We start from the raw sequence: 12,126 nt of genomic DNA on the forward strand, positions 1-12,126 counted from the left end.
GCTCCCGGGACCGGCGGAGGAACCTGGACCGTTCCACCAGGCGCCCCAGCGTCGGTTCTCGGCCACTTCCGGGCCTCGCACGCGGCCCCCGCCGACTGGCCGAAAACCGTAGGGGCAGGCGGCAACCTCCGTACCTCCGGCGGCGACTGCTCGGCTGACGACCATCCCCCGCACGGAACGGAAGCGACGCGTGAGCGACAACCACGGCAAGGCCCGCCACCGCAGAAGGAGCACCGTCCTCGTGGCCGGAGTCCCCCTGACCCTGGCCGCCGCCGGGACCCTGGCCTACGGCACGGTCTTCGGCGTCCTCGGCGAGGACGCCCGCCCCCGGGCAGCGGCGGCCACCACCGGCTGGGCGGCCGACACCGCCGACGGATTCGCCTCGGTGAACGCCCTGGGCCAGAACGGGACCCACGGCGGCCGGGACGGAAAGACGGTCACCGTACGGACCCTGGCCGACCTGGAGAAGTACGCCACCGCCGCCGAGCCGTACGTCATCGTCGTGGCGGCGACGATCGACATGAACCCGGTGGGCAAGGAGATCAAGGTCGCCTCCGACAAGACGATCGTCGGCTCCGGCACCTCGGGCCACATCGTGGGCGGCGGCTTCTTCCTCGGCTCGGGCGTCCACAACGTCATCATCCGCAATCTGACGATCCGGGACTCCTACCAGGGCACCTGGAACGACAAGGACCACGACTTCGACGCGATCCAGATGGACGGCGCCCACCACGTCTGGATCGACCACAACGATCTGCGGCACATGGCGGACGGCCTCATCGACAGCCGCAAGGACACCACCTACGTCACGGTGTCCTGGAACAAGCTCAGCCAGAACAACAAGACCTTCGGCATCGGCTGGACCACCAACACCACCGCCGATCTGACGATCCACCACAACTGGTTCCGCGAGACCGAACAGCGCAACCCCTCCACCGACAACGTGGCCCACGCCCACCTCTACAACAACTTCCTGGAGGACGTGTCCGGCACCGACATCACCTCCTCGTACGGCAACTACGCGCGCGGCAGGACCAAGATGGTCCTGGAGAACAGCTACTTCCAGGGCATGCGCAACCCGGTCACCAAGGACGCCACGGCCGCCCTGGTCCAGCGCGGCAACGTCTTCTCCGGCACCTCCGGCCGCAACGAGAGCGGCGGCACGGCCTTCGACCCGAAGACGTACTACCCGTACACGCTCGACAAGGCCACCGACGTGCCCGCGCTCCTCAAGTCCGGTGCGGGGCCGCGCGGTTCGATCGGCACGACGGGAACGACCGGGACGGGGACGGGCACGACGGGGACGGGGACCAAGGCCGCCGCGGCCACCACGCTCACCGTCGCCAAGGACGGCAGCGGCCGGTTCACCAGCGTGCAGAAGGCCGTCGACGCCGTGCCCGCGAACAACGCCTCGCGCGTGGTGATCTCGGTCGCGCCGGGCACGTACCGCGAGGTCGTCAAGGTCCCGTCCAACAAGCCGCACGTCACCATCCAGGGCTCGGGCGGCAGCCGCAAGGACACCACGATCGTCCACGGCAACGCCGCCGGGATGCAGAAGCCGGACGGCTCCGGCACCTACGGCACCCCCGGCAGCGCCACCCTGTCCGTCCAGTCCGACGACTCCCAGGTCCGCAACCTCACCGTCACCAACGACTTCGACGAGGGCGCGAACCAGTCCCTGAACGGCCACCAGGCCGTCGCGCTGCTCACCCAGGCCGACCGGATCGTCCTCGACGGCGTCATCGTCAACGGCGACCAGGACACCCTGGAGCTGGAGACCGCCGCCAAGGACAAGCTCGGCCGGGTCTACATCGCCAACTCCTATGTCACGGGCAATGTCGACTTCATCTTCGGCCGGGCCACGGTGGTCGTCGACAAGTCGGTCATCACCCTCAAGAAGCGCTGGAACGGGACCTCGGCCGGCTACATCACCGCGCCCAGCACCCCCGCGAACCGCAAGGGCATCCTGATCAACCGCTCCACCGTCAACGGTGACGTGTCCGCCGCGAGCTTCTTCCTCGGCCGCAACTGGCATCCCGGCGGCGACACCACCGTCGACCCGCAGACCACGGTCCGCAACTCCACCCTCGGCGCCGCGGTCAAGTCCACGCCCTGGTCCGACATGGGCGGCTTCTCCTGGAAGGACGACCGCTTCGCCGAGTACAGGAACACCGGCGCGGGCTCGGGGAGCGCGAGCGCCGACCGGCCGCAGCTGACCGACGCGCAGGCCGCCGACCAGGAGGTAGCGGACTGGCTGGGCGGCTGGACGCCGGGCACCTGAACCCGGCACGACGGCAACACCACGACGCACCGCCCCGGTTTCTGTTATCTCCCCGGGGCCGGTGCGTCTCCTGTTCGCGGGCATGCGCATGTGCTCACCTCCAGGCGCATGCCCGCCCCAGGCAGCCGTACCGAGATCCGAGGACCCCCCCGTGACAGCAGAGATCAGCCGCCGGAGCACGCTGAAGTTCGCCGGTGTCGCCGGCGCCGCCGCCAGTGCGGCGGGCCTGGGCATCGGCACGGGACTGACGGCGACGCCCGCCTCGGCGGCGGGCGGCGCCTTCGCCCACCCCGGTCTGCTCCACACCGGCACCGACCTCACGCGGATGGCGTCCAAGGTGAGGGCGGGCGCGCAGCCGTACACGCGGGGCTTCGCCCGGCTGACCGCCAACCGGCACGCGCAGAGCGGCTGGAAGGCCAACCCGCAGGCGACCGTGGTCCGGGGCGGCACCGGCCAGAACTACGTGACCCTCTACCGCGACATCCACGCCGCCTACCAGAACGGCCTGCGCCACCACATCACCGGCGAGGCCGAGTACGCGGACACCGCCGTGGCGATCCTCAACGACTGGTCGGCGAAGCTCACCTCGCTGGCGGGCAACGCCGACCGCTTCCTGGCCGCGGGCCTGTACGGCTACCAGTTCGCCAACGCCGCCGAACTCGTCCGCGACCACGACGACTTCGCGCTGGACCGCTTCCAGACCATGCTGAGCAAGGTCTTCGCCCCGCTCAGCGACGACTTCCTGGTGAACCACAACGGCGCGGTCGTCACCAACTACTGGCCCAACTGGGACCTCGCCAACATGGCCTGTGTCCTCGCCACCGGCATCTTCTGCGACGACCGCGCCCAGGTGGCCCGCGCCGTCGACTACTTCAAGAACGGCGACGGACTCGGCGCGGTCAGGAAGGCCGTCCCGGTCGTCCACGACGACGGACTCGCCGAGTGGCTGGAGGCCGGCCGCGACCAGGGCCACGCGCTGCTGGGCGTCGGCCTGATGGGCACCTTCTGCGAGATGGCCTGGAACCAGGGCATCGACCTCTACGGCTTCGACGACAACCGCTTCCTCAAGGGTGCCCAGTACGTGGCCAAGTGGACCATGGGCGGCCAGGTCTCCTACACGGAGAACACTCGCGCGAAGGGCGCGGTCAACGGCTGGTCCGGCCAGGAGACGGCCTCCGAGGCGGCCGGAATCGACCCGAACATGACCCGCCCCATCTGGGCCATGATCGCCAACCACTACACCAGGCGCCGGGGCCTCGACGCCTCCTACCTCACCCGTGCCGCGGCCAGGTCGGCGCCCGAGGGAGGTGGCGGCGACTACGGCCCCAACAGCGGCGGCTACGACCAACTGGGCTTCGGCACGCTGGCCTTCACCCGCGACAAGGCCACACCCGCCGAGGCGAGCGCGCCCCCGTCGGCGTCCACGAACGCGGACTCCGGCTCCGGCTCCGGCTCCGGCTCCGGCTCCGGCTCCGGCTCCGGCACGAAGAAGAGCGCGTCGTCCGCCTCCCCCTCCGCGAGCGCGCAGGGCGGCCGGGGCGAGGACCTGGCCGCGACGGGCACCTCCGACTTCCCGGCCTGGACCGCCGCGGGCGGCATCGCGGCCCTCGCGGGCGGCCTCCTCCTGCTGCGCCGCCGCAACCGCCCGGCCGCCGCCTCCCCCGCCTCAGGCGACGGGCGACAGGACTGAGGGACACGCAACGTCCTCGCAACCTGGCGAGGCGTTCACTGCGCCCATGGATGTCGTCCCGCGCGTAGAGCTGACCCCCGCAGCCGCCGATCTCGTCCGGCGGCTGCGGGCGGCCCACGGCCCGTTGATGTTCCACCAGTCGGGCGGCTGCTGCGACGGCAGCGCCCCCATGTGCTATCCCGACGGCGAGTTCCGCACGGGGAACTCCGACGTCCTCCTCGCGGAGCTGAGCGTCGACGGGATCGACGAGACCGTCGGGTTCTGGATGTCCCGCGGCCAGTACGAGGCCTGGGGGCCACACCCGGCTGATCGTGGACGTCGTACCGGGCCGGGGCAGCGGTTTCTCCCTGGAGGCACCCGAAGGAGTGCGTTTTCTGATCCGTTCCCGCGTCGTCGACGCCGGGCAACCGCCGGGCCGGTAGTCGTCTGGTGCACTTCCCCTGAGTCCTGGGACGGTTGACGAGACATCAGGGGGCACCGTGGCACGTCGTGCTGGACGGCTCAGAACGGTACTGACGGTTCTCTCGGCGTGGAGTGTGCTGGCCGGTGCGGCCCTCGTGGGGGCGGCACCGGCCAGTGGCGCGCCCGGGGCCGTCGCCGTCGCGCCCGGTGTCGAGTACACCCACTTCGACATCAAGGCGGCCAAGGGCACGGCCCACGCCCATGTGCTCACCGTCGACCTGCGCAACCCCAAGGCGAGTGTCGGACTGCTGTACCCGGGCAAGGTGGCCGCGCGGGCGACCGTGTCCCGGCTGGCGACGTCCGCGGGCGCGGTGGCCGGGGTCAACGGCGACTTCTTCAACATCACCGAGACCCAGCACCCCGGGGTCGCGGCCACGGGAGCGCCGGTCGGCCCGGCGATCGCGGGCGGACACGCGCTCAAGGCCGCCGTGCCGAAGGGCCAGCGCTTCGGCCCGGCCCTGCCGCCCGGCACGAGCACCAGGGACGTGCTCGGCGTCACGACCGACGGCACGGCCCGCCTCGACAGCATCGCCCTCGACGGTACCGTCACCACCGCCGAGGGCGATCTCCCGCTGCGCGGCCTCAACCAGTACGCCCTGCCCGTCGGTTCCGTCGGGGCGTTCACCTCGGACTGGGGCAGCGTCTCCCGGATGCGCGCGGTCTGCGGCACGGACACCGACCGGGCCGCGCCGTGCAGCACCGACACGCACGAGGTGCTGGTCGAGGACGGCCGTGTGGTCGGTTCGGTCGGCACCCCCGGCAGCGGTGCGATCGCCGCCGGGGCGACGGTCCTGGTGGGCCGCGAGGCGGGCGCCCAACAGCTGCGCAAGCTCGCCCCCGGCGACACCGTGGAGGTACGGCACCTCCTCGTCGCCTCGACCGGCACCCCGTACGCCTTCGCGCTCGGCGGCTACCCGGTCCTGCGGGGCGGTCAGCCGCTGCCGGGCCTCGACGGCACCACCTCGGCGGTACGCACCGCCGCGGGCATCGCCGACAGCGGCCACCGTCTGCTGCTCCTCGCCCTGGACGGCGGGGCGGCCTACCGCACGGGGCTCACGATCGCCGAAGTCGCCTCCACGATGCGGGGGTTGGGCGCGGTGGACGCGTTCAGCCTCGACGGTGGGGGCTCCTCCACGCTGGTCGCCCGCGCGCCCGGGGCCACCGCGGTCACCGTCCGCAATCACCCCAGCGACGGCACGGAGCGCGCCGTCCCGAACGGCATCGGCGTCTTCACCACGGCGTGAGGGTGCGTGGTCGGGTGCGGGTCCGGTGGGGGCTGGTCCTTTAGGGGCGCGGGGAACTGCGCGACCAGCCCCCACCCGCCCGCACCCGACCACGCACCCTCACGGATTCAGACCGCTCACGATGTCCGCCGTGGCCGTCAGGCCGTTGTGGATCGTCGGCGCCAGACTCGTGCTCGCCATGTAGAACCCCAGCAGCACACACACCGCCGCATGCGAGAACTTCAGCGCGCCGTTGCGCAGGAAGACCACCGTCAGGATCACGAGCAGCACCACCACAGAGATGGAAACGGCCATCGAAAACCTCCTCCGCCACGCCCACTTCGCGGCATTCGGCCGCAAGTGTGGTGTAGCGGAGGGTTCGTCCGCACGGCGGAGCCGTCCGCCGAACGAGTGGTGTCGACCGTCGCGCCTAGGCCGACCGGTGGGTATCCAGAAACGCCTCAAGACCGGCAAGGTCATCCGTGTTGAGGAGATCCACACCGGCCGCGACCAGCTCGCCCCACAGCGCCTCCCGGGTCGGTCCGGCCGCATCCGGCGTCGCCCAGAACCGCACCGCCTGCCCCCGCCCGTGCGCCGTGGAGACGATCTGCCGGAGCTTCGCGCGCTCGGCCTCCGGGAACGGACCGACGCCCTGCCAGGTGAAGTTGAGCGACCAGTTGTCGGAGATCAGCGGGATGAAGGAGGCGGGCGCGGGCGCCGTGCTCAGGAGGTCCGCGAGCCGGCCGTCGTAGAAGGCGCGCCGCACGGTCTGCGCCTCCATGGGCGCCCGGGCGGCCCGGTCCCCGGAGATCACGGCCGTGACCGCGCCCGGGTGCGCACGGCCGTGCGCGTACGTCGTGAACAGCTGCCGGTACCGCCGCAGACGGCGGTCGAGTGCGAGGTAGGTGGAGGCGCCCTCGGTCTTGATGTCGACGAGGAGCCGCAGCGGCCTTCGGTACCCCCGGTACACCGAGCCGTGGTGGGCGCGGACGCGGGCGGCGAGCGGGTCCAGGTAGAGGGATTCGAGGGTGCGGGTGGGGTCGAGGTCGGCGGCGTCATGGGCGACGAGGAGCTGGTCGCCGACGAGGAAGATGTCGGCCTCGACGCTGCCGAAGCGGTGGTCGAGGGCGTCGAGGAGGGGGCGCGGGTGCTCGTAGTCGTTGTGCGCGTGGGCACGCCACAACGGGCGCGGACGGCGCCGCTGTTCGCCGGCGAGCGCGCTGGTGGCGGGCAGGGCGACGGCGCCCGCGAGGGTGGTGAGGGCTCTGCGACGGGTGGTGAGGGCCATGCGCTGCCTCCCGGGTGGGACCGGTGGTGGACCCAGCGAGTATCCGAGCCGGAGGGGGTGGATGAGCAGTCCCCTGCGGGGAGTTGGCCGGACCGCCACCGCTGGTTCATCCGGGCCGCCGTGCGCACACGAGGAAGCCCGCCCCTGGTGGGACGGGCTTCCTCCGCTGTTCGCCGGTGGTGCCTCAGGGTGCCTGGAGGTCGACCAGTTCGGCCAGCGCCGCCTGGTGGGCGCCCGCCGTGCCGTACGCGATCGAGTCGGCCTTGGCCCGCTTCAGGTACAGGTGAACCGGGTGCTCCCAGGTCATGCCGATCCCGCCGTGCAGTTGCAGCGCCTCCTCGGCCGCGTGGACGGCCACGGGTGCCGCGAAGGCCTGGGCGACGGCCACCGCGAGGTCCGCGTCGGCGCCGCCGGTGGCGAGCTGGTCGGCCGCGTTCCGGGCGGTGGCCCGCAGGTTGACGACCTCCAGCCACAGCTGCGCGAGCCGGTGCTTGAGTGCCTGGAAGCCGCCGACGGGCCGGTTGAACTGCTTGCGTTCCTTCAGGTAGCGGACCGTCTCGGTCAACGTCCACTCAGCGAGCCCGAGTTGCTCGGAGGCCAGCAGCCCGGCCCCGGCCCGCAGCGCACGGCGTACGGCGGGTTCGGCGTCGCCGAGCAGCCGGCCCGGGGCGCCGTCGAGCGTGACCTTGGCCAGCGGCCGGGTCAGGTCCAGGGAGACCTGCGGGGTGACGGTCACGGCGGTGGCGTCGACCGCGTACAGGCCCCCGTCGTCGGCGGGCACCAGCAGCACATCGGCGACGGCCGCGTCCGCGATCCCGGTCAGCTCCCCGTGCAGGGCGCCGTCCTCGAACCGTACGACCTGGTAGGCGCTGCCGGCGGAGACGTTCAGGGCGACGGCGAGCGCGCCGATCCTGCGCCCCGACGCCAGGACGGCGAGCAGGTCACCCGCGTCACCGGCGAGCAACGCCTCGGTGGCGACGACGGCGCTCGTGAGGTACGGCACCGGGGCGACGAACCGCCCCAGCTCCTCCAGGACCACGGCGACTTCGCGGTGCGTGGCACCCTGGCCGCCCTGGTCCTCGGGGACGAGCAGTCCGGCGAGGCCCATGCCGTCGGCGAGCAGCTTCCACAGCTCGCGGTCGTGCGGGGCGTCCGTCTCGGCGCGGGCGATGACACCCGCGGCGTCGCAGTGGTCGGTCAGCAGATCGCGGACGGCCGCGCGGAGGGCCTCCTCGTCCTCCGAGTACAGCAGGTCGGGCTGGGCGGGCTGCGTGCTCATCGGGCGAGGTCCTTCCACGCGACGTCCTTGTCGGTGCGCGGTTCGCCGGGCAGGCCCAGGACGCGCTCGGCGACGATGTTCAGCAGGACCTCGGTGGTCCCGCCCTCGATGCTGTTGCCCTTGGAGCGGAGGTAGCGGTAACCGGCGTCGCGGCCGACGAAGTCGACCAGTTCGGGACGGCGCATGGTCCAGTCGTCGTACAACAGGCCTTCCTCGCCGCGGAGTTCGACCTCCAGGCCGCTGATCTCCTGGTTGAGGCGGGCGAAGGCGAGCTTCATGCCGGCGCCCTCGGGGCCGGGCTGTCCGGCGACGAGCTGCTGGCGCAGCCGTTCGGCGGTGAGCCGGGCGGCCTCGGCCTCGACCCAGAGCTTCAGCAGCCGCTGGTGGAGGTCGTGGGTGCGCAGCCCGGGGCGCTCGCGCCAGGTCCTGGCGACCGGGCCGATCATGCCGCCCTCGCGGGGCAGCCGCATGCCGCCGATGGCGACGCGTTCGTTGTTGAGGGTGGTCTGCGCGACCCTCCAGCCGTCGCCGACCTCACCGAGACGCCGGGCATCCGGAATCCGTACGCCGGTGATGAACACCTCGTTGAACTCGGCCTCGCCGGTGACCTGCCGCAGCGGCCGGACCTCGATGCCCGGGTCGGTCATGTCGCAGATGAAGTAGGTGATGCCCCGGTGCTTGGGCACGTCCGGGTCGGTGCGGGCGATGAGGATGGCCCAGCGGGCGATGTGGGCGCTGGACGTCCACACCTTCTGCCCGTCGACCACCCAGTCTCCCCCGTCCTCCCGTACGGCACGGGTGCCGAGCGCGGCGAGGTCGGACCCGGCGCCGGGCTCGCTGAAGAGCTGGCACCAGACCTCCTCGCCGGTCCACAGCGGGCGCAGGAACTGCCGCTTCTGCTCCTCGGTGCCGTAGGCGAGGATCGTCGGCGCGGCCATGCCGAGGCCGATGCCGATACGCCGGGGGTCGTTGTCGGGGGCGCCCTCCGCCTCCAGGTCGGCGTCCACGACGACCTGGAGGGAGCGCGGGGCGCCGAGTCCGCCGAGGCCCTCGGGGTAGTGCACCCAGGCGAGCCCGGCGTCGAAGCGGGCCCGCAGGAAGTCCAGCTTGCCGGTGGTGGCGGGCGGATACGCGGCCAGCAACTCGGCTGTGCGGCGCCTGAGGTCGGCTGCGTCGGTCATACGGCGGCTCCGTTCTCCAGGGAGGGCACCACGACGACCCGGCCCGTGGTGACACCGTCCGCGACACGCTGCACGGCGGCGCCCGCCCCGTCGAGCGGCGCCCGCTCGCTCACCAGCGGCTTGACGACGCCCCGGGCCGCCAGGTCGGTGAGCTGTTCGTGGCAGTGCTGGACCAGCTTGGGGTTCTTGGTGTTGTACAGGCCCCAGTGCAGGCCGAGGATCGAGTAGTTCTTGACGAGGGCGTGGTTGAGGCCGGGGCTGGGGATCGTCCCGCCGGCGAAGCCGACGACCACGATGCGTCCCTCGAAGGCGACGACCTTGGTCGACTGCGTGTAGGCCTCGCCGCCCACGGGGTCGTAGATCACGTCCGCGCCCCGGCCCGAGGTGGCTTCCTTCACGGCGGAGACGACGTCCTCGCTCCGCCGGTCGATCACCACGTCACAGCCCAGCTCACGGGCGACGGCGGCCTTGTCGGCGCCGCCGACGACGCCGATGACCGTCGCGCCGGCCGCCTTGCCGAGCTGCACCGCCGCGCTGCCGACCCCTCCGGCGGCAGCGTGGACGAGCAGGGTCTCCCCCGCTTCGAGGCGGGCCCGGCGGTGGAGGCCGAACCAGCCCGTCTGATAGCCGATGTGCAGGGCCGCGGCCTCGGCGTCGTCCAGCGACTCGGGCGCGGGCAGCAGGGCCGCCGCGTCGGCGACGGCGTACTCGGCGAGACCGCCGTACGGCAGCGCCGGGTTGGCGATGACCCGGCGGCCGTCCTCCGTCTCCCCGCAGATCTCCACACCGGGGGTGAACGGCAGCGGCGGCCTGACCTGGTAGTGGCCCCGGCACATCAGCACATCGGGGAAGTTGATGTTCGCGGCGCGTACCTTCAGCAGGACCTGGCCGTCACCGGGCGTGGGCCGCTCCACGTCCTGGAGCCGCATCACCTCGCCGGGCTCGCCGTTCTCGTGCACTTGCCATGCCTGCATGCGGTGCCTCCACGAACTGCTTCGGACTGTCGCATGCATACTAAGCGGTCGCTTGCCCTTCGGGGAACAGTACGGACCCCCTCAGGACCCCTCAGGACCCGTCGCGTACGTCACGACCGCGCCGGCCTGGCCCGTACGTGCATCCGCTCCCCCTGCGGCCCGAAGAGACTCAGGAACTCCACCGGCCCCTCCCCCGTCGACCCGAACCAGTGCGGGACGCGGGTGTCGAACTCGGCGGCCTCCCCGGCCACCATCACCACATCATGTTCGCCGAGCACGACGCGGAGTTTCCCGGACATCACATACAGCCACTCGTAGCCCTCGTGGGTGCGCGGCTCCGGCTCCTGCTTCGACTGGGGCACGAGCACCTTGAAGGCCTGCAGGCCGCCCGGCTGGCGGGTGAGCGGCCAGTACGTCCGCCCGTGCCGCTGGATCGGCTTGGACCGCACCCGTGGATCGCCGACCGGCGGCTCCCCGATCAGCTCGTCCAGCGGCACCTGATGGGCCCGCGCGATCGGCAGCAGCAGCTCCAGACTGGGCTTGCGCAGCCCCGACTCCAGCCGCGACAGCGTGCTCACCGAGATCCCGGTCGCCTCCGACAGCCCGGCGAGCGTGGCCTCCCGCTCCTTGCGGATCCGCCGCAGTCGCGGCCCGACCCCGGCGAGCACCTCGTCCGTACCGCCCGCCGTCTCGCCCACGTCGCTCGTCTCACTCATACCGCTATTGCAGTTTCGGCAAAGACATTTGTCAATGCGGCAGTGTTGGCGCGACCGTCGGACGTGGAGGTGGTCACCATGACCCAGCGGCACGAAACGCCCGAGCAGTACGAAGTGATCGTCGTCGGCGGCGGCGCGGCGGGACTCTCCGCCGCCCTGGTCCTCGGCCGGGCCCGGCGCCACACCCTGGTCGTCGACGCGGGCGAACCCCGCAACGCGCCCGCCGCGCACATGCAGGGCTATCTGTCGCGGGACGGGATGCCACCGGCGGAGTTCCTGGCGATCGGCCGGGAGGAGATCGCCCGGTACGGCGTGGAGCTGCTCCGGGGCGACGTGGTGGACGTGACCCGCGACGACGACGGCCGGGGCTTCACCGTGACTCTCGCGGGCGGCCGGACCGTCCACGCCCGGCGCCTGGTGGTCGCCACCGGCCTGAAGGACGAGCTCCCGGCCGTCCCCGGCGTCGCCGAACGCTTCGGCCGGGACGTCCTGCACTGCCCCTACTGCCACGGCTGGGAGGTCCGCGACCGTCCCTTCGGCGTCCTCGCCACGACCCCGCTGAGCGTCCATCAGGCCCTGATGGTCTCCCAGTGGTCCAAGGACGTGACCCTGTTCCTGCACCAGGTCCCCGAGAGCGACCTCTCCGACGACGACCTGCGCCGCCTCGCCGCCGCCGGGGTCAGGGTGGTCCCCGGCGAGGTCGCGGGCCTGGTCGTGGAGGACGACCGCCTCACCGGCGTCGGGCTCGCCGACGGCACGACCCACGCCCGCTCGGTCCTCTTCACCGCGCCGCGCCCGATCCCGCGGACGAGCCTCCTGGAAAAACTGGGCGCCCGGTTGCACGAGACCCCCTTCGGCTCCTACCCGGTGATCGACCCGACCGGCCTGACCACGGTCCCCGGCGTCTGGGCGGCGGGCAACGCGATGGGCTTCTCCGAACAGGTCGTCAACGCGGCCTCCTCGGGCTACCGAGCAGGCGCGACAATCAACGGAGACCTCCTGATGACGGACCTGGACGCGGGTTGATCGATC

General features: G+C 72.1%; 10 protein-coding genes and 1 pseudogene. 5 read left to right on the forward strand and 6 right to left on the reverse strand.

Annotated elements, in window-relative coordinates:
• Positions 1-190 precede the first annotated feature (190 nt).
• The 4 genes and pseudogenes from J8M51_RS10420 (at position 191) to J8M51_RS10435 (ending at position 5,677) form a co-directional block, all read left to right on the forward strand.
• Positions 191-2,281 (forward strand): pectinesterase family protein, encoded by a 2,091-nt coding sequence (locus tag J8M51_RS10420; protein WP_086754732.1) that lies wholly within the window; start codon positions 191-193, stop codon positions 2,279-2,281.
• Positions 2,282-2,432: 151 nt separating this feature from the next.
• A complete protein-coding gene (locus tag J8M51_RS10425; RefSeq protein ID WP_256964192.1) occupies positions 2,433-3,971 on the forward strand; it encodes an alginate lyase family protein in 1,539 nt (512 codons plus the stop codon).
• 46 nt (positions 3,972-4,017) lie between these two features.
• Positions 4,018-4,393: pseudogene (locus J8M51_RS10430) on the forward strand (DUF779 domain-containing protein).
• Positions 4,394-4,507: 114 nt separating this feature from the next.
• On the forward strand, positions 4,508-5,677 hold the full coding sequence (locus J8M51_RS10435; protein WP_086754731.1) for a phosphodiester glycosidase family protein: 1,170 nt from the start codon (positions 4,508-4,510) through the stop codon (positions 5,675-5,677).
• A 99-nt stretch (positions 5,678-5,776) separates the two neighbouring features.
• On the opposite strand, the gene J8M51_RS10440 is transcribed toward J8M51_RS10435, so the two are convergent.
• From J8M51_RS10440 to J8M51_RS10465, 6 genes are all read right to left on the reverse strand, one after another.
• Positions 5,777-5,971 (reverse strand): hypothetical protein, encoded by a 195-nt coding sequence (locus tag J8M51_RS10440; protein ID WP_086754730.1) that lies wholly within the window; start codon positions 5,969-5,971, stop codon positions 5,777-5,779.
• 115 nt (positions 5,972-6,086) lie between these two features.
• Complete coding sequence (locus tag J8M51_RS10445) at positions 6,087-6,944, reverse strand: phosphatidylinositol-specific phospholipase C/glycerophosphodiester phosphodiesterase family protein (protein WP_086754729.1); 858 nt, start codon at positions 6,942-6,944, stop codon at positions 6,087-6,089.
• A 184-nt stretch (positions 6,945-7,128) separates the two neighbouring features.
• Positions 7,129-8,223 carry an acyl-CoA dehydrogenase family protein gene (locus tag J8M51_RS10450; protein ID WP_086754728.1) on the reverse strand — a complete coding sequence of 365 codons (1,095 nt, stop codon included), beginning with the start codon at positions 8,221-8,223 and terminating at the stop codon, positions 7,129-7,131.
• A complete protein-coding gene (locus J8M51_RS10455) occupies positions 8,220-9,404 on the reverse strand; it encodes an acyl-CoA dehydrogenase family protein (protein WP_086754727.1) in 1,185 nt (394 codons plus the stop codon). The genes J8M51_RS10450 and J8M51_RS10455 overlap by 4 nt, the downstream gene beginning before the upstream one ends.
• Positions 9,401-10,378 carry an NADPH:quinone oxidoreductase family protein gene (locus J8M51_RS10460; protein WP_086754726.1) on the reverse strand — a complete coding sequence of 326 codons (978 nt, stop codon included), beginning with the start codon at positions 10,376-10,378 and terminating at the stop codon, positions 9,401-9,403. The genes J8M51_RS10455 and J8M51_RS10460 overlap by 4 nt, the downstream gene beginning before the upstream one ends.
• 110 nt (positions 10,379-10,488) lie before the next feature.
• The gene (locus J8M51_RS10465; protein ID WP_086754725.1) at positions 10,489-11,094 is read right to left on the reverse strand and encodes a helix-turn-helix domain-containing protein; all 606 of its coding nucleotides are present in this window, start codon (positions 11,092-11,094) and stop codon (positions 10,489-10,491) included.
• A 78-nt stretch (positions 11,095-11,172) separates the two neighbouring features.
• On the opposite strand from J8M51_RS10465, the gene J8M51_RS10470 reads away from it, so the two are divergent.
• Positions 11,173-12,120: an NAD(P)/FAD-dependent oxidoreductase gene (locus tag J8M51_RS10470; protein WP_086754740.1), complete on the forward strand. Its 948-nt coding sequence runs from the start codon at positions 11,173-11,175 to the stop codon at positions 12,118-12,120.
• Positions 12,121-12,126 lie beyond the last annotated feature (6 nt).

It is taken from the genome of Streptomyces griseiscabiei, assembly GCF_020010925.1.
Classification (GTDB): domain Bacteria; phylum Actinomycetota; class Actinomycetes; order Streptomycetales; family Streptomycetaceae; genus Streptomyces; species Streptomyces griseiscabiei.